This is a genomic window from Bradyrhizobium sp. AUGA SZCCT0169 (assembly GCF_018130085.1).
In the GTDB taxonomy this organism is placed as follows: Bacteria; Pseudomonadota; Alphaproteobacteria; order Rhizobiales; family Xanthobacteraceae; genus Bradyrhizobium.
The window spans coordinates 20,067-38,137 of the sequence record NZ_JAFCMC010000022.1 but is presented as its reverse complement, the minus strand read 5'-3'; the positions used below and the strand labels follow the sequence as shown (position 1 = coordinate 38,137).

At 63.2% G+C, this 18,071-nt stretch carries 14 protein-coding genes and 1 tRNA gene; 8 read left to right on the top strand and 7 right to left on the bottom strand.

Annotation, left to right across the window (positions count from 1 at the left end):
- Positions 1 to 951: 951 nt before the first annotated feature.
- A complete protein-coding gene (locus JQ609_RS22850) occupies positions 952 to 2,874 on the bottom strand; it encodes an AsmA family protein (protein ID WP_212275041.1) in 1,923 nt (640 codons plus the stop codon).
- Positions 2,875 to 3,122: 248 nt separating this feature from the next.
- Between JQ609_RS22850 and JQ609_RS22845 the strand changes: the two genes are divergently transcribed.
- Positions 3,123 to 3,830, top strand: coding sequence for a CoA transferase subunit A (locus JQ609_RS22845; RefSeq protein ID WP_212207671.1), 708 nt, complete (start codon positions 3,123 to 3,125; stop codon positions 3,828 to 3,830).
- 24 nt (positions 3,831 to 3,854) lie between these two features.
- Positions 3,855 to 4,505 carry a 3-oxoacid CoA-transferase subunit B gene (locus tag JQ609_RS22840; protein ID WP_212032632.1) on the top strand — a complete coding sequence of 217 codons (651 nt, stop codon included), beginning with the start codon at positions 3,855 to 3,857 and terminating at the stop codon, positions 4,503 to 4,505.
- A 168-nt stretch (positions 4,506 to 4,673) separates the two neighbouring features.
- Here the strand turns inward: JQ609_RS22840 and JQ609_RS22835 are convergent, their stop codons facing one another.
- Positions 4,674 to 6,272: an iron ABC transporter permease gene (locus JQ609_RS22835; protein WP_212275077.1), complete on the bottom strand. Its 1,599-nt coding sequence runs from the start codon at positions 6,270 to 6,272 to the stop codon at positions 4,674 to 4,676.
- 252 nt (positions 6,273 to 6,524) lie between these two features.
- Positions 6,525 to 7,553 carry a Fe(3+) ABC transporter substrate-binding protein gene (locus tag JQ609_RS22830; protein WP_212207672.1) on the bottom strand — a complete coding sequence of 343 codons (1,029 nt, stop codon included), beginning with the start codon at positions 7,551 to 7,553 and terminating at the stop codon, positions 6,525 to 6,527.
- A 191-nt stretch (positions 7,554 to 7,744) separates the two neighbouring features.
- On the opposite strand from JQ609_RS22830, the gene JQ609_RS22825 reads away from it, so the two are divergent.
- Positions 7,745 to 8,230, top strand: a complete 486-nt coding sequence (locus JQ609_RS22825; protein ID WP_212207673.1) for a Crp/Fnr family transcriptional regulator — start codon at positions 7,745 to 7,747, stop codon at positions 8,228 to 8,230.
- Here JQ609_RS22825 and JQ609_RS22820 read toward each other — a convergent pair.
- Complete coding sequence (locus JQ609_RS22820) at positions 8,169 to 8,996, bottom strand: metallophosphoesterase (RefSeq protein WP_212275040.1); 828 nt, start codon at positions 8,994 to 8,996, stop codon at positions 8,169 to 8,171. The genes JQ609_RS22825 and JQ609_RS22820 overlap by 62 nt on opposite strands.
- Before the next feature lie 129 nt (positions 8,997 to 9,125).
- The gene (locus tag JQ609_RS22815) at positions 9,126 to 9,275 is read right to left on the bottom strand and encodes a hypothetical protein (protein WP_409411193.1); all 150 of its coding nucleotides are present in this window, start codon (positions 9,273 to 9,275) and stop codon (positions 9,126 to 9,128) included.
- 249 nt (positions 9,276 to 9,524) lie between these two features.
- Here JQ609_RS22815 and JQ609_RS22810 point away from each other — a divergent pair, with 249 nt between their 5' ends.
- Complete coding sequence (locus JQ609_RS22810) at positions 9,525 to 11,090, top strand: toll/interleukin-1 receptor domain-containing protein (RefSeq protein ID WP_212275039.1); 1,566 nt, start codon at positions 9,525 to 9,527, stop codon at positions 11,088 to 11,090.
- Positions 11,091 to 11,248: 158 nt separating this feature from the next.
- On the opposite strand, the gene JQ609_RS22805 is transcribed toward JQ609_RS22810, so the two are convergent.
- Entirely contained in the window at positions 11,249 to 12,196 is a 948-nt protein-coding gene (locus JQ609_RS22805) for a threonine/serine dehydratase (RefSeq protein WP_212275038.1), read from the bottom strand.
- 58 nt (positions 12,197 to 12,254) lie between these two features.
- Here JQ609_RS22805 and JQ609_RS22800 point away from each other — a divergent pair, with 58 nt between their 5' ends.
- Positions 12,255 to 12,572 (top strand): helix-turn-helix transcriptional regulator, encoded by a 318-nt coding sequence (locus tag JQ609_RS22800; RefSeq protein ID WP_212207676.1) that lies wholly within the window; start codon positions 12,255 to 12,257, stop codon positions 12,570 to 12,572.
- A 9-nt stretch (positions 12,573 to 12,581) separates the two neighbouring features.
- Here the strand turns inward: JQ609_RS22800 and JQ609_RS22795 are convergent, their stop codons facing one another.
- Positions 12,582 to 16,238, bottom strand: coding sequence for a PAS domain-containing sensor histidine kinase (locus tag JQ609_RS22795; protein WP_212275037.1), 3,657 nt, complete (start codon positions 16,236 to 16,238; stop codon positions 12,582 to 12,584).
- Between the two features lie 340 nt (positions 16,239 to 16,578).
- On the opposite strand from JQ609_RS22795, the gene JQ609_RS22790 reads away from it, so the two are divergent.
- The 3 genes from JQ609_RS22790 to JQ609_RS22780 all read left to right on the top strand — a co-directional run bounded on the left by JQ609_RS22790 (position 16,579) and on the right by JQ609_RS22780 (position 18,027).
- Positions 16,579 to 16,956 (top strand): phasin family protein, encoded by a 378-nt coding sequence (locus tag JQ609_RS22790; protein ID WP_212275036.1) that lies wholly within the window; start codon positions 16,579 to 16,581, stop codon positions 16,954 to 16,956.
- A gap of 338 nt (positions 16,957 to 17,294) precedes the next feature.
- Entirely contained in the window at positions 17,295 to 17,729 is a 435-nt protein-coding gene (locus JQ609_RS22785; protein WP_212207679.1) for a phasin, read from the top strand.
- Positions 17,730 to 17,949: 220 nt separating this feature from the next.
- A tRNA-His gene (locus tag JQ609_RS22780) sits at positions 17,950 to 18,027 on the top strand.
- Positions 18,028 to 18,071: the final 44 nt, after the last annotated feature.

Genomic DNA, 18,071 nt, shown 5'->3' with positions numbered 1-18,071 from the left:
TTCCTGCTTTGCTCCCAAGATCGGTTCGAGGAGATGACGGAGGCGTTTTCCGTTGGGTGCTAGCTTGCGCCCGAGCCGGGTGCCGGACTGAGCGGAGCGCCCCCTACCGAAAAGGGGCCGACAGGCCTGGAAAGTGGCGGAGGGGTCGGAGGAAGAACCGGAGGGAGTACTTTTCTCGACGCCTGGATGACCCGCGTGCGAGGATTTGGACGTGGGATGCTGGAAGTCGTCAACGGTGCGATGCTGGAAGTCGTCAGCGGTGGCGCCTGATTCTGCAGGGAGCTCACCTGCGCCGTCAGCAGGGAGAGTTGACGGGTTATTCTTTTCAAATCCGCCTGTTGGGCTGCGGAGCTCTGGATCAGCGACATCAACACATCGGCGTTTTGCTCCTGCGACGTCTGAATGTCCCGCAGTCCCGCCCTGACAACCGGATCCGGTACGAGGACCGGAGCCGGGACAGGCGGAGGAGATGCAGCGACGCGATTGTAATTTGGCGGGGAGAAGCGGCTGAAGTCCGGCAAGGACAACCGATCGACGCTCGGCAAAGAGAACTGATTGAAAACCGGCAGTGAGAAGCCGCCGAAACTCGGCAAGGAATTGGCGGTGGCGGCACCAATGACGGCCATGGCAGCCAGCGAGACAGCTAACACCGGCACCGGGCTTGAGGCCACCCGCGGTGCCCCCTCGGGCTGTTTGTCTCCTTGCGTTTCCCTGCCGGGTGCTTCGGTCACCTGCGTTCCCTACGTCTCAGCCCATCGCCGGTCAGCAAAACAAAAGAGCCATCGCGGTGACAAACCAGCAATGGCTCGCGCGCGCTTGCCCACCTGAATTCGGCTCAAATCATGGGCTCGTATGGTTAATGTTCAGTTATTCCAGAGACCAGCCGGCATCGCTGCCCGTCCGAGCCAGGTCGCAAGCGTCATCGTGAACAGGCTTGTGGTCCTGCCGTCGTCAGTTCGGCTTCGTGGCACCTTCTGCCGCCGCCGGCGCCGCCGGCCTTGGGCCGCCGCCGGTGATCCGCTCGATCACCGAGCGAACGGCGTCGCGGGTCTTGCGATCCTTTACCGCATCCAGCAGCGGGGCGGCACCCGGCGAGCGGCGGATCAGGCTTTCGGGATCGGGAAACACCAATGGATCGTCCCAGGGTCCCTGCACCACGAACGGCAGGTCGAAGCCGGGCGGCGCGTTGGGTGCAGACGTCAGACTGGCGACGCCCTTCAGATCGTATTCGCGCGCCGGCACCGAGGCCGTGCCGGTCAGCGTGAGCCGCGTCGTGGGACCCTCGACGCGGACGTCTTCGGCGGTCGCGATGCCGTCGTTGAATTTTACCTCCACGTTGAGCGTATCGAAGGGCGTCGAGCCGTTGCGGAAATTGCCGCTGCCGGACAGCGGCCGCCGCTCCAGCCGCTTCAACAGCTGTTCGACATTGAAGCCGGAGATCGCGCCGTCACGGCCGTTCAGGGTCGCGGTGCCGTCGAGCGAGGTGACGAGCCCGAACGGGCTGGAGCCCGAGGCCACCAGCGAGACATTGAGATTGCCGCGGCCGGAGAGTTTGTTGATGCCGAACAATTCGGATGCGCAGGCGTGCATGTCGACATCGGTGAACTGGAACTGGGCCTTGACGTCGGCCACCGCGTCCGAGCGCGCGACACCGAACGTGCCCTTGGCGATGCCGCCATACATCTGCGCCTCGGCGACCGAGAGCGCGAGCGCGCCGCCGCGCAGATTGGCGCCGAAGGCGGTGCGGCCGAGCTTGGTCGAACCGACCGTCACCTTGGCGGCCGACAGCCGCATGTCGAGATCGGTGGTCGACAAAGAGTTCAGGTCGAACAATTGCCGATTCCAGTCGCGCGCGCCGCTCGCCAGCAGGCGGAAGGTCGAGATGTAGGGCGTGAAATCCAGCGCCCCGGCGGCCAGCGTCGCCTGCAGCGTCTGCCGGCCGTTATTGGCGAAGGTCATCACGCCTTCGGCGACGTTGCCGTCGAGTTCGACATTCACATTGGTCAGCGCAACGGAAGCGCCGACGACATTGGCGCGGGCCTTCAGCGCGAAGCGGCCGAAGCCGCCGCCGGGCGGCGTCTGTCCCATCCAGCGCAACGCGTTGCGCAGGGACGGGCTGTCGATCGTCACCGTGCCTTCCATCATCAGGCTGGTGCGGTTGGCGAGTGCGCCATCGAATGCCAGTTTCAGCGGTGCGCTGACCAGCCGCGCCTTCACGCCGGAGCGATCGCCCGACAGCAGCGCGAGGAAATCGCTGGCGCTGACCGAGCCGTCGACGCGCTCGCCGCGCCAATCGAACTGTCCGGTGGCGGCGAACGAACGCGAGATCGACGGCCAGGCCAGCGACAGGTCGATATCGCTTAGCGCCTCGGAGGCCTGGCTGGTGGCGTCTTCATAGTTGAGCACGCCGTCCTGGATCCGGATCTCGGAGAACGACACCTGATTCTCGGCGCCCGGCTTCATGGCGCGCGCGATGGTCTCGACGAACGGCGTCCAGTTGCTCTCGCCATGGCCGTTCCTGACGACGCGGATATGCGGCCGCAGCATCATGACGTCGGCGATCTCGAACCGCCGCAGCAACAGCGGCAGCAAGCGCAGATTGGCCGTCAGCACGTCGACCTGCAGCGCCGGGTCGACGGTGGCGCCGCCCTTCAGCCTGACATTGTGAAACGAGACATAGCTGCCGGGAAATACCGAGACGTCGATCGCACCCGAGACGACCAGATCGAGCCCGGTGACGGCGCGAATCTGCGCTTCGACCGCCTGGCGCAACGCGTCCCGGTTGAGGAACCAGGAGGTCCCGATCAGGCCGATCAAAGCCAAGCCGAGAAACGCCGCAATCGGCATCCCCAGGCGCTTCATTCCTTGGGCCATCGTCAAAGACATATCCAGGTCGGGTTGAGGTCGAGGGTTTGGTTGTCCGGGGCGGCCGCGCCTAGCTTTCAGCCCTTGCCAACCCACACAACCTGAAGGGTTTTCTTGACGCTTTCAAGGCCATCCTGGCGTTGTGAACCGCCGCCGGTGGTCCAAAAGCGCGCGCATTGACGCAGTGCGAAGATTTCGCCTAATAATCCCCTGATTATGCCGGCCTTGAGCCGTTTCCTCCATCAGGTCAGACATCCATGAACAAGGTTTACCCCGACGCCAAATCGGCACTCGATGGCGTTCTCAAGGACGGCATGATGATCATGTCGGGTGGTTTCGGTCTTTGCGGCATCGCCGAGACCCTGTCGGACGCGATCCGCGAATCCGGCGTGAAGGGCCTCACCGTCATCTCCAACAATGCCGGGGTCGACGGCATCGGGCTGAGCCGGCTGCTGGAGACGCGGCAGATCAAGAAGATGATCTCGTCCTATGTCGGCGAGAACAAGCTGTTCGCCCAGCAATACCTCGCCGGCGAACTGGAACTCGAATTCAATCCGCAGGGCACGCTGGCCGAGCGCATCCGCGCCGGCGGCGCCGGTATCCCGGCCTTCTTCACCAAGACCGGCGTCGGCACCCTGATCGCCGAAGGCAAGGAAGTGAAGGAATTCGACGGCGAGAAATACATCATGGAGCGCGGGCTGTTCGCCGACCTCGCCATCGTCCACGCCTGGAAGGGCGATACCGCCGGGAACCTAGTCTATCGCAAAACTGCGCGCAATTTTAACCCGATGATGGCGACCGCTGCCAAGATCACCATCGCCGAGGTCGAGCATCTGGTGCCCGCCGGCGAGATCGACCCCGATCACATCCACACGCCCGGCATTTTCGTCAAACGCATCATCGACGTCGGCACCGGCAAGAAGCGGATCGAGTTCCGCAACACCCGTCCGCGCCCCGCCGCGTAACTCAACAGGAAGCAGGAAAGCACTATGGCCTGGACCCGTGAACAGATGGCCGCTCGCGCCGCCAAAGAGTTGCGCGACGGTTATTACGTCAATCTCGGCATCGGCATTCCGACGCTGGTCTCGAACTACATCCCCGACGGCATCGACGTCAGCCTGCAGAGCGAGAACGGCATGCTCGGCATGGGCCCGTTCCCCTATGAGGGCGAGGAAGACGCCGACCTCATCAACGCCGGCAAGCAGACGGTGAGCGAACTGCCGTCGACCAGCTATTTCTCGTCAGCCGAATCCTTCGGTATGGTGCGCGGCGGGCATATCGATCTGTCGATCCTCGGCGCAATGCAGGTGGCGCAGAACGGCGACCTCGCCAACTGGATGATCCCCGGCAAGATGGTCAAGGGCATGGGCGGCGCGATGGACCTCGTCGCCGGCGTCAAGCGCGTCGTCGTCGTGATGGAGCATTCCGCCAAGGACGGCCCGAAACTCCTGAAGACCTGCAACCTGCCGCTGACCGGCGAAAAGGTCGTCGACATGGTGGTGACGGATCTGGCTGTCTTCACCATCGACAAACACGGCAAGGACGGCATGGCGCTGATCGAGCTCGCCGACGGCGTCACGCTGGACGAGGTCAAGGCCAAGACCGAAGCCGAATTCCGCGTCGCGCTGAAGAACGCGTAAGGCGCGACTCGCGGTTTATCGTCGTCCCGGGCGGGACCCATACGCCGCGGCGGGTGTTATTAGCAAAGGTCGCTGACGCCGGCGTGCTTGCCGAGGGGCCGCGGCGTATGGGTCCCGGATCGGCGCTCGCTGTGCTCGCTTGTCCGGGACGACGGATGTTGTTTGGCTTTACGCCGGCCCTGACGGCACGTCGGAGAACCGGGTCAGCCACGCCACCGGGCCGATGCTGGCGGCGACGATCAGCAATGCTGCGAGCGCGCCGTCTTCAAAACTGCCGCGGCTGGCGAACTGGTAGATCGAGGTCGCCAGCGTCTCGACGTTGAGCGGACGCAGCAGCAATGTTGCCGGCAATTCCTTCAGACAGTCCACGAACACGATGATGACGGCGCCCAGCATCGCAGGCCGCAGCAGCGGCAGATGGATCAGCCGCATCGTGGTTGATTGCCTTGCGCCGGCGGCGCGCGCGCTGTCGTCGTAGTCGTGCGGGATTCGCTCGAAGCCGGCCTTGATCAGTCCGGTCGGCACCGCCAGGAAGCGGATCACATAGGCGATCACGACGGCTGCACCCGAGCCGACCAAGATCAGTCCCGGCAGTGAACCTCCGAGCCATCCGCCGAGCGCGCTCAGGCCATTGTCGATCGCGAGCACCGGGGTCAGCAAGCCCAGCGCGAGAACCAGGCCGGGCAGGGCGTAGCCGGTTTGCGAGATGTTCATCGCAACGAGGCGCACCGGATCCGGGCGCCAGCGCCAGGCCAGGATGGTGGCGAAGCCGAGGAAGAGCGCGATCAGTGTCGCCAGCGTTGCGAACGCCACCGAATTGAAGGCATCGCGCCCCAGCGTCATGTCGAAATTGGTCAAGAGCCCGCGCTTGAAACTCTGCTGCAGCAGAAACAGCACCGGTACAATGAAGCCGAGCAGCACCGGCGTGAGGCAGGCGGCAAACGTCCACCAGCCCCGCCTGCCGTGCAATCGCGTGCGCGGCGTCAGCCGCGGGCTCTCGGCGGAAAACCCGGTCGCGACATTGCGGCGGCCATAGCGTTCGATCGCGATCAGGCCGGCGACGATCGCCAGCATGAAGCAGGACAATTGCGCCGCGCCGGCGAGGCTGCCGCGGTTGAGCCAGGTCGTGAAGATCGACACGGTGAGCGTACGGACGCCGAGATATTCGCTGGCGCCGATGTCGTTCAACGTTTCCAGCGACACCAGCGCGACGCCGACCGCCAGCGCCGGCCGTGCCATCGGAAGCGAGACGCGGAAGAATATCTGCAGGCGGCTGGCGCCGAGCGTTCGCGCGGCCTCGGCGAATTCGGCGCTCTGGAACTGAAACATCGTCCGCGCCGAGAGATAGACGTAAGGGTAGAGTACGAGGCCGATGACGATGATCGCGCCCGGCATCGAACGCAGATTGGGCAGGACGGCCACCGTGTCGCGCAGCGGAAACCAGATCGCGAGCGTGCGATGAACCAGGCCGAGCGGCTCGAACAGGTCGGCATAGACGTAGGCGGCGATGTAGGTCGGAATCGCCAGCGGCAGCGGCATCAGCCACAACAACAGCGCGCGGCCGGGAAAGTCATGCAGCGAAATCAGCCACGCGGTGCCGGCGCCGATCACAAGCGCCAGCGCGCCGACGCCGAACAGCAACAGCGCGGTGTCGAGCATCGCCCGCGGCAACACATAGGCGATCAGATCGCGCCACAGATCGGGCGCGGGGTTCATCGCCAGCGCGATGACCGCGATCACGGGCGCAGCGACCATGATCGCGGTCATGACAGCGATGGCCGCCGAGATCCGTCCGGCGTGCGCGGATGGGTTCACGTAAAAAATTTCTCAGGCGAGAGGTACCGGTAGTTCGACCTGCCGAGGTCTACTCCCTCCCCCCTTGCGGGGGAGGGCGGGGGAGAGGGGTAAGCCACACCCACCGCCGTTGCCGCCGCCCCTCTCCCTAACCCTCCCCCGCAAGGGGGGAGGGAACAGGGCGGAGCAAGTCCGGGCATCACGGCACAATCAGTCGTCAAAGCATCAATTATCAAAGCCGACCTTGTCTACCAGCGTCGCGGCCGCCTTGCGGTTGGCGGCGACCTTGGCGATCGGCAGGGTATCGGCGTTGAGCTTGCCATAACCCGCAATCGTCGGGTTGATGGCGACGCCGGCGCGCACCGGATATTCGTAGTTCTGGTCGGCATACATCTGCTGCGCCTTTTCACCGGCGAGCCATTCGATCAGCTTGACGCCGTTGGCCTTGTTCGGCGCGTGCTTGGCCAGCAGCACGCCGGACAGATTGACGTGGGTGCCGCCGCCCGCGAACGTCGGCAGGATCACCTTGGTGGCTTCCGCCCACGGCTTCTTTTCCGGATCGTTGTTCATCATCAGCGCCCAGTAATAGGTGTTGCCGATGCCGATGTCGCACTTGCCGGCGGCGACGTCGCGCGCGGCCTCGCGATCTCCGCCCGACGGCTTCTGCGCCAGATTGGCCTTGACGCCGCGCAGCCATTCCTCGGCTTTGGCCTCACCGTACTTCGCGGTGTAGGCCGCGAACAGTCCGTTGTTGTAGATGTGCTGGCCGGAGCGGATGCAGATCTTGCCCTTCCACTTGGGATCGGCGAGCTCTTCATAGGTGATGGCGTCCTGCTTGACGCGATCCTTCGAGGCGTAAATCACGCGCGCGCGCATCGAGATGCCGGCCCAGTGTCCGTCGGGGTCGCGGTATTGCGCCGGCACGACCTTGTCGAGCGCCTCCGACTTGATCGGCTGGGTCACGTCGGCCTTCACGGCCTCGTCCATGCGGCCGATATCGACCGTCAGCAGCACGTCGGCCGGGCTGTTGGCGCCCTCAGCCTTCATGCGCTGCTCGAGCCCCGAACTGGCCGAGACGACGTTGACCTTGATGCCGGTGTCCTTGGTAAAGGCATCGAACAGCGGCTGGACCAGCTTGGTTTCGCGATAGGTATAGACGTTGACTTCGCCGTTATCGGCGGAAGCCGTGGTGATGGCCGACGAAGCCAGACCAAGCAACGCCGCTGATGCGGCGAAGACGCGAAATTTAATCATGAGGGCTGCTCCGGCAGGCACGAGGATGATGCCGGTTTCACTAGCCCAGCGGATAGCGCGCACGAAGCGCCGCGATGTCGCGACTGCATTCTTTTAGAGCGATTCCAGATTTTAGTTTAGAAGCATTCCAAAATATCTGTTCGACCTTGGCACGCTCCGTGCCTAATCTCGGCCTTAGCGGAGGTAAGCCGATGCGCGACATTCTCGAATATTGCATTGGCGGTACGAGGCGGAGCGTCGCCGCCGGCACCGAAGTTCTTCATGAGGGCGCCCGCACCGGGCATCTATATGTGCTGATCGAGGGACGGCTCGAGGTCATCAAGGGCGACACCATCGTTGCCACCATTGTCGAGCCAGGCGCGGTGCTCGGCGAAATGTCGGTGCTGCTCGACACGCCGCATACCGCCACCGTGCGTGCGGCGCAGGATTCGGCGATCTACGAGATCGACGATGCCGCGTCCTTCCTGCGGCAGCAGCCGGCGGTGTCGCTGATGATCGCGAGGATGCTGGCGCAGCGGCTCAACGTCGCCAACACCTACCTCGCCGATCTCAAGCGGCAATATGCCGGCCACGGCAACCACCTCGCGATGGTCGGAGACCTCCTGCAGAGCATGATCAACCTTCCGCCGACACAGGTTTCACCAGGCTCGGATCGGCAATCTGATCCAAGGATATGAGCCAGGGCGGCGCGGTTTGAATCGTTGCCGCCGGCCGCTGCAACGGCGCCTTGAGGTCGATCGATTGCGCGTGGTCCGCCGAAAGCCAGAACGCGGTCGCCTCGTCGAGATCGAGCACGATGTAGGTGGGCGGCCGGCCAGGCTGCAATCCGGTATTGAATACCCAGGTATCGCCGAGCCGGTCGAACCATGAGCCCTCGGAAATGAAGGGCGATTGGTGGACATGGCCCGAGATCACCATCGAGGGCTGGTGGCGCGCGATCCACTGCACGAGATCGACATCGCCGAAATACCGCTTGCCGCCCCAGCTGGTTGGCGAATTCCCCGGCGGCGCGTGATGCACCCAGATCCAGTGCGCCAGCCGCTCCACCGAGGCCTCCTGCAACTGCGTTTCGAGGCGCTGCTTGACCAAGGGACCGTCCCACCACGGACAGACCGTGAAGAGCGTGTCGCCGATGGTCAGGCTGTCGCCGTCGCAGGCGATGCCGAGTTCGCGGAGCTCGCCGATCCAGCGCGAGATTTTTTCGCCCTCGCTACTGCGTTCGTCGAGGTCGTGATTGCCCGAGCACAGGATCACGCGGGTGATACCGGCCAGCAGTGACAGATACTTCTTCACGACGACGATCTGGGCGCGGAAATCGACGATCGAGCCGATGTCGAGCGCGTCGCCGGCGAAGATCACGAGATCGAATTGCGGTGCGGCGCTCAGCAGCCAGTCGAACTGCGGCAAGGAATAATGCAAATCGGCGACGACGAGGCAGCGCATAATCGGCTCACCCAAATAGCCTGAGAAAGAGGCGATCCGGGTCCGGATGCATTCAGGCAGCAGGATTCGAGCAAAAAATGTGCCGTGCTGCTTATATCGGGGAGCGTCAGATGCCCGCAGTTCGTCCCTTCAGCGCGTGTCGAAATTGACCGCCGTCGTGTTGCCGCCGCTGAGGACGACGGCCACGCGTTCGCCGGCGGCCGGCCGATAGGCGCCGGACAGGATCGCCGAGAACGTGGCCGCACCTCCCGGCTCCGCCACGGCGGGCGGAATCACCACTGGCGGCAGCCTCCAATTGGTTAGCTGCCGATCCGTTCATTCTTGATGCAGTGCATTGCCAATAGCGGCAACAAAGCCCCAACCACCTCGGTTAGCGCTGGAACAAACGTGATTTGGTTCACTATACTATAAATAGATTCTGTTTGACACGCGATTTTGGCGTGTAGATGATCCCTCATTTCTGATCATTGCATTCTGGTAAATGAACAAATTTGCGGCAGCCTGAGCGCTGCGGTGTGGAGGCGGACAATGAGTAAGCCCGCAAAAGAGAAAACAGCCAAGAAAAAGAAAACAGCCAAGAAAAAGAAAACAGCCAAGAAAGTGTCGTCAAGGCCGCGACGCGAGAAGTCGGACAAGATCAACGTCTTTATCAGCTATTCACACGATGATTTCCCCATCGCGCAGGCGCTTTCGCAAGTAATCTCGAACATGGACAATGCCGCATTCCATGTGTTTCTCGATGCTGAAACGATCGAACTGGGAGGGGACTGGAAAGCCGAGATCGCACGTGCGGTCAAAGAAGCTGACATCTTCATAGCAATCTATACTGGAGACCAAAAACACGTTTTCGATTACTGCGGCTTCGAAGTGGGTCTCTTTACCGCGTCTGAGTCGCCCGGAATGAAGCGAAGGATGTTCTGTATTTACGACACCAAGGATCCGCCGACGATCCTGGCAGGTCTCCAGGGCGTGCAGATCCGCTATGACGCAGGAGAGAAGCTGCTTAAGAGTACTGAGAGGTGGATGTCCGACGCTTTCGCGCCGCGAATGAAAGCGGTGTTTGCTCTTTGTAATGAACTATACGCCCAGCGCCGCGGGGGGCAGTTGGAGGATCGGAGCGAGATCAAGGCGCGCGAAATCATACAGGCGTTCTACGCGAACAAGGGCGATGAGGTCGTCGAAGAACGGCCGCTTCACGAGCGCATTTCAATTACCCTTCCTGCCGTGACAGATTGGGAAACCATGACCGGTATTCCGCCGACTTCGCGCGTGTTGGGGACGATAGCCTCCTTCAACTTGCTCGGCGTTCCAAGCGCAGTCCCACAGCGACTGAAGGATCAAGAGATCTACGCTCTGGAATGGAAGGACCTGGCCGAGATACTGACAAAGCGCGCCGGTAACGTCGTGCCCTGGATACGGTATGTCGAAGCTTCCATCATGGCGCAACTGAAGGCGGGCGTTGCGCAACCGCCACCGCTGAGCTTTATCGGTGAGGATTTGAAGCCTTATCGCCCTATCATCGGACGCTTCAAGGTGTTTCGGAACGGCACCAGGCGGTACTACGTTTCGCTCATTCCGACGCTCGAGCGACTATTTCCCGGACGAGATGAGACGTCGTTTCCGCTGATCGGGTTGATTTTTGCCGCGCGCTTCTGGTTCAAGTTCGGCGAGGAGCGGCAGAAATTGCGCGACCAATTTTCAGTGGATGCGGTGGAAAACGCGTTTGACCTGGAGGTCCGGTCGCTGGACTCTTACCTTCAACGGATGGTGATCGAGGCGAGCGAATATGGCCTTGCTGACCAGACAAGTATGAAGAAGTTCATGAAGGCTGAAGACGCCGCCATCATTGACCACTTCTTTGCGGTCTGGAAGCAGTCCTATGACGTACTCTGTACCACCTTGAAGGGCTGGGTCGACCGGAAGGTGAACAAGCCTCAGGTTGCGGATGCAATCGACAGATTCGCGAACGATGTCCTGCCGCAAAACCAGAAATTTATGACAATGATGTTTCGCGAACTCGAAACACAGCTTCCATTGCTGAATGCGAGAAGACGAGCCCCTGCAGTATCCCTCAGCACCGAGCCGGCTCCATGATAGGTATTGACGCCAATCTGCTAGCCTAGCTCTTTTCTGGCTGTTTGGTTCGACGAGTTTTGATAGGCCGCAATTAGCCCCTTGGCGGACCTCACGGCGATCTTGGTCGAGGTCTGCCAACTATCCTGAGCGTTCGTCACTCGTCGATGTACGATTTCCTAGCAGAAATTGACTGCCGTCGTGTTGCCGCCGCTGAGGACGACGGCCACGCGTTCGCCGTTGGCCGGCCGATAGGCGCCGGACAGGATCGCCGAAAAGGCGGCGGCGCCGCCCGGCTCCGCCACGATGCGCAAGGCGCGCCACAGCGTCTTCTGCGATTCGGCGATCGCCTCGTCGGTCACCAGCACGGTGCGGGGCGCGTATTTCTGCACGATCGGGAATACACGCTCGCCGACGCGGCGCGGCGCCAGCGAATCGGCCGCCAGCCCGCCGGCCTCCGCATCGACGGGATGTCCGGCCTCCAAAGCCCTGGTCAGCGTCGGCGAGGCAAACGGCTCGACGCCGATCACCTTGATGCGGCCGGCGTACCAGGCCGCTATCCCCGCAACCAGCCCGCCGCCGCCAACCGCAACGAGCACCGTGTCGATGTTGGGAAGTTGTTGGTCGAGCTCCAGGCCGATCGTTCCCTGACCCATGATGGTTTCGTTCTGGTCGAATGCGTGAACCGGCAGCGCGCCGGTTTGCTGCGCCCATGCTTCGCTTCCGGCGAGCGCATCCGCATAGCCATCGCCCTCGATGGTGAGATCGGCGCCGTATTCGCGGATGCGCGCGATCTTGGCCGGAGAAGACACGATGGGCACGAAAATCTTGGCCGGTATGCCGAGCCGCATCGCCGCATAGGCGACGGCAGCGCCATGATTGCCACCCGACGCCGCGACGACGCCGGCTTTGGGTATCTCGCGGGTCAACAGATTGGTGAAGGCGCCGCGGGCCTTGAATGCTCCCGAGTGTTGCAGCAATTCGAGCTTGAGGCCGATTGCGCCGGCGGACAGCCCGAACTCGCTGCCATCGGTCTCGATCACGGGCGTACGCCTGATATAGGGCCGGATGATCTTCTCGCACGCTGCGATAGCTTGCGGCGTTACGGCATCATCAGGTTCACCCATGGGAATCTCCGCGGCTTGTCGACATTGACAGGAATTAGTCATTTAGCTAATTAGCAATATGACTTCTTTCGAGGATGACGTCGAGTCTGCTTTTCGTGCGCTCGCGAGCGACCGTCGGCTTTTGATTTTGGAGTGGCTGAAGCGCCCGAAGGCGCATTTCCGCGCCCAGGTCGACGGCGACCTGGTCAAGGACGGGGTCTGCGGCGTGCTGATTGCCGAGAAGCTTGGGGTCAGCCAGCCCACGGTGAGCGAACATCTGAAAGTATTGTCGAAGGCGGGGTTGGTGAGCGCCAAGCGCGTCAAGCAATGGACGTTCTACAAGCGCGACGAAGTACGCATCGCAAAACTGAAGACGGCCATGCTGGCAAAGATCTGACGATTACGATCACACCTTCGCGGCCGCGTGCGAGAACACCACCTCGATCAGCGTCCCCGAGCGCGCGCCGGTCTTGATCTGGAATCGGGCGCGGTTGGCTTCGACCAGCGCCTTGGTCAGCGACAGGCTGACGCCGGTGCCCTCGGAGGCCTGATCGGACGGCGCCGGGGTGCGGAACGGCTCCAGGGCGGCGGCGACTTCATTGTCGTTGAGGCCGTGGCCGGTATCGCGGACCCGCAGCATCACCTCGCCGAAATCGGACAACGCCGTGGAGACGATGACCTGGCCGCCGGCATTGGCGAGATGAATCGAATTGCCGATCAGGTTGAGCGTGATCTGGCGCAGCGCGCGCGCATCGGCGACCACCGGCGGCAGCGTGTGTGCCAGCGAGGTGCGGATGATGATGCGTTCGCGGTTGGCCTGCGGCTGCAACACGGCGACGCAACTCTCGACCAGTTCGTTGAGATTCTGGTTGGTGAACGACAGATCGAGCTTGCCGGTCTCGATCCTCGACAGATCGAGCAGATCGTTGATGATCGAGATCACCCGTTCGCCGGAAGCGCGGATGTCCTTCATGTATTCGCCATAGCGCTCATTGCCGAGCGCGCCGAAGCGTTCGCCGATCATCACCTCGGAGAAACCGATGATGGCGTTGAGCGGCGTGCGCACCTCATGGCTGATGCGGGCCAGCACGTCGGCCTTGGCGCTGGCGGCGCGCTCGGCCAGCCGGCGCGCTTCGCGCAGCTCGTTCTCGCTCTGCTTGGCTTGCGACAGGTCGCGGAACACCGCGAAGAAGTTCGGACCGTCGGCCTTTGTCCGTCCCATGGTCATCGACAGCGGAATGAAGCCGCCCTTGCTCTCGCGCCCGAGCGTCTCGCGGCCGTGCTCGAGCAGGCTGGCGACGCCTTCGGATTTGATGCTGGCGAGATAGTCGAACACCTCGTGCTGGCTTTCCGGCGCAAACAGATCCGCCAGATTGCGTCGCGCCAGATCCTCGCCGTCATAGCCGAACAGCGCTTCGGCGCTGCGATTGACGGAGCTGATGTTGCCCTCGGCGTCGAACATCACGATGCCTTCGGCCGTGGTGTCGAGGATGGCGCCGAGTTCTTCGGCATCGGCGTGGCCCGCCGGCAACGGTTCGGGGACCAGTGGTTCGGCAACTGGCGGTTCGGCAACCGGGACAGCTTCCGCGATCGCAGCGGCGACGGCGGCGCCTTCGTTGCGCGCGCCCGAGAAGATCAAAGCGAGCGCGGAATCGCCGTCCCATGAAATCGTGTAGAGGCGCGCGTCGGTCGCCGCCGGTGGCGTCGATGCGGGCCCTTCCGGGTCTTCTTGCGCATGTTGCGGCTGGCTCGCGGAGATCATCACCGGCGTGCCGGTGTCCGACGTCGAGGGCGCGCTGGAGACGCCGGGCTCGACATAGAGCGCGTCGAGGCCGCCGGCATCTTCCAGCGCATGCAGGCTCGGATAGCCCATCTGCGTGAGGAAAGCGGGATTGGCGTAGAGCAGCCGATCGAGCCGGTAGATCAGAATGCCGACCGGCAGCAAGTCGAGCAGCGCCTTGTCGCGCCTGCTTTCGCCGCGCGCCGGCGGCTCGGAAGGGGCCAGCCATTCCGGCTGCACCGGGGCATCGCTCGCGGCTTCCTGTGAAACTGCCGCATACGCGTCCGTCGATGCGGCGTTCTCGACCACGGTTTCATCGAGGCCGGTGACGGCCTGTGTCGTCTCATTGCCGTTCTCGTTCTCGAGCCGCGCCGACAATTGCCGCGCGAGTTCGTTGAAGGCGCTGTTTTCGACCGGCGTCAGCGATGGCGGCTTGGCGTCGCCGGGGGGGCGGAACGGCAGAACGTTCTTCGGCGTTTCCGCCTGCGTTTCTGCCAGAGTATCCTTTGGGGTATCCACGGCGGCATCCAGATCGGTTGGGTGTGAAGTCTCGGAAGCAATTGGCTCGGGCAATTCCGTAACGGGAGGCGACGCGACGCTGGTCTCGATGACAAATTCCGCGGGCCGGTCATCTGCCGCGGTCGGCTGCGCGGTCACGTGCTCGCTGAAGCTTTCGCTGAAATTTTCTTGCGGCAACGCTTCTTGAGGCGCGTCCTCCACGGACGGGCCCTGCGCGGGCAACTCCTGCGCAGTCAAGTCTTGGCCGACCGAATCCGACGCTGGGCCCGCCTGGACGATATCAGCCGAGCGCGGTTCCGGCGCGATCGGCGCGGGTGCTCCACCGAAGAATTCGTAGCGGCGCAAGGCGGCCAGTCGTGCCAGGCCGTCGAGATCGCGGCAAACGCCGAAGCCGCGAAAGCCGGCAAAATGCCGTGCGCGATCGAAGATCGGCAGGCCCGACAATTCGACCGGCAGCCGCGCGCCGCCGTCAACCGGCCAGTTCAGCGTGATGCCGCTCCAGGTCTGGCGCGTGGCAAACGCCTTCGTCACACGGCCTTCGGGATCGAGCCCGAAGGCTTCCGCGATCTCGCTCCACAACCGGCCGAAGCCGGCGGTGGTGTGCGGGCCGATCAGCCGGGTGAATTCATCGGCGCCGAGCGTGAAGCGGCCTTCCTGATCCATCTGCCACATGAAGCGCAACGGAAGCCGCCGCGCATGCGGCGACCGCTCTTCGAACCACGACGGCGCCTTGACGGGTTCGGCGGCGATCGGCGCTATCAGGTTTTCGGCTGATGATTCAGGCGCGGCGTCGGCGAATGCGGGCGTGGCTTCGTCGGCGACCGCTGCGACGTCAGGCCATGGTTCAGGCGGCAACGCGGCGGATGGTTCGCTGCTGGACGGCGCCGCCGCGGCGACCGGCTCGGTTTCGGGTTCTTCCGGCGCCTCTGCGAGGGCGTCGAACAGCGCCAAGGCGGCCGGCGCTTCGCCCGGAGCGGGCTGCTGCGGTTCGGGTGCGGGATCGTTCGCGACAATTCCCGCCACCGGCGGTTCGAGTGGTTGAGGCAATTCTTCTTGCGGCTGCTCTTCTTGTGGCTGCGCGGCCGCGACGGGCTCCGGTGCTGCGGCGTGCACGGCGTCCGGCACGATCAGCGCGACAAGGCCGATGTCGGCGCCAGCGCCAACCCGTTGCAGCACCATGCGGCCGATGTCGATCGCGGTTGCGACGGCGCCCTGCTTCAGCGCGTCCTGGCGCGCATCGTCGAGGCCGGCCTCGACCAGATTGTGAACGCCGAGCAGGGGACGCGCCGCATCGCTGGTGCCGATCAGGATGCCGTCACGGGTAAACGCCGCGACTGGCATCGCGAGACCCTCGACCAGCCGCTGCAGCCGTTCCGTCAGCGGCATGGCGCGGCCAGAGATGTTGCCGGCGGCAACCAAAATACCGTGGCTGCCATCGGGCAGATCGAGACGCGAACAGCCGCAGGTCGCGAGCATGCCGGGCGTCGCGCCAAAACCTTGCAGCCGCTCCAGCCGGACCGCGCCGCCCGCAAGCAGGCGGCCGGCGAGCCGCGCGATCTGCCGCCGATGCGGATCGGCCGGTCCGAATATTTTCCCCGCCAGCGCCGTGCTGTTGGCCGTGCCGAACAAGCGCGCGCCGACCGGATTGGCCCACAGAACCCGCGTGCCGTCGCTCGACCACAGCCACGCGGCCAGGGCGCTCGTCGCGTGCGCCGCCAGCCGCGGATCGCCGAGTGCTAGCATCTGGAGTTCGGCATTATTCATCAGCGCGACATGACCGTGGATATGAGCCTTCTGCTCGAAGATGGTTTTTGCGAATCGGCGGCCGAACGCTGACTGCCCTGCAGGATCGCAAGTGGATCGCCAGTATCGCAAGCGTGGCGCGGCAGGTCCACGGCCGGCGGACCCAAGCGGTATTCTAAGCCGCGATAACCTTAATCCGGCTGAACCGAATCGGCCTCTGCGGCGTTGAGCTTGTTACAAAAGACCACCGGAGGTTCACGATGTGAACCCGAGGCCACAGCCCAAGGTGCACGATGCGGAACCGCGGACCCGGCATCCTGGACGCCTGCCAAGCAGCCCCCAACGCCACAGGAGTGGGACCATGAGCGACGATGGCCGTTTCGAGATTCCAAAGGAAATGCGATCGATGGCAGAAGCGAGCTTCGAGCAGGCCCGCCAGACCTTCGAGAAATTCCTGTCCTCCGCGCACCAGGCCGCGGGCTCGTTCGAGGATCGCGGCGACGCCGCGCGCACCAACGCCAAGGAAATCGGCAGCAAGGCGGTCGCCTTCGCTGAAAAGAACGTGCAGACCTCGCTCGACTACGCGCAAGCGCTGCTGAAGGCCAAGGATCTGACCGAGGTGATGCGGCTGCACAGCGAGTATGTGCAGGGCCAGATGCGTGCGCTGGCGGAGCAAGCCAGCGAGATGGGTCAGATCGTCAGCCGCGCCGCGATGGACGCGGCGAAGCCCAAGAGCTGAGGAGAGGCCTGAGGGGCATTTGCTTCAAGAGCCTCACCTCTTCTACTTTAGGGTCTATAGATGACTGAAATACACCCAGTACGGGCAATGTATGTCGCAGTGCACATTGTTTTGCTTTGCGTTGCACAAAATTGACATGATAAGGGTGTTTATTGGGCAAGCCCGACGATGGGCACTCCCCAAGACCGGAGTTCGATCCGGAAATATGTACCGGTATTCCGAGAAGATCGTGCTCAGACAAGCAAAGACCGTGTGATCCAGTACGGCGCTACCGGCGTTCACCGGTGGCGGTCGCAAGGGGTCACCACGATTCACCCCGTTGCGAAGGAAGCATGCGAATGACCAGTTCGACCGATCCGTTCTCCGCCTCCATCATTCCGTTCGAAGTCCCCGAGCAGGTGCGGGCGTTCGCCGAAAAGGGCGTTTCGCAGGCGCGCGACAACTACGCCAAGTTCAAGGATGTGGCCGAGAGCCATAACGGCACGATGGAAGCCGTGTTCACCTCGGCCAACAAGGGCGCCAGCGCCTACTCGGCCAAGCTGTTCGAGTTCTTCAAGGCCAACACCACGTCCTCACTCGACTTCGCTCAGGACCTGCTTAGCGTGAAGACGCCGGCAGCCGCCATGGAGCTGTGGACCTCGCACGCGAAGAAGCAGTTCGAGACGTATTCGGCCCAGGCCAAGGAACTCGCCGAACTCGGCCAGAAGGTTGCGACCGAAACCGTCGAACCGATCAAGGCGTCGGCCGCGAAGTACCAGCAGCCGGCCGCCTGAGCCCGCATTAAGGTTCGAAAAAAGCCCGGGCAGGTCAGCCCGGGCTTTTTTTGTTGCCCCTGGGCCGGTCCTTCGCCATCGAGGCCCCGTAGTAGCAAATGAACTTTGTCCGCCCCCGAAGCGACTGATAATCGGGTGGCTGGTGGCCTTGCCAAAGCGTGGCGTTGCACCTAGTTTCCCGCCCATTCGCCACCCCCTTTTTGTGGGGCTCGCGCAGGATGCAGTTGTAGCTCAGTCTGGTTAGAGCGCCTGTCTGTGGAACAGGAGGTCGGTGGTTCGAGCCCACCCAACTGTACCAACCCCATCGCGGATATTCCCAAAGACCGCCCGCTTCGTTGCGCT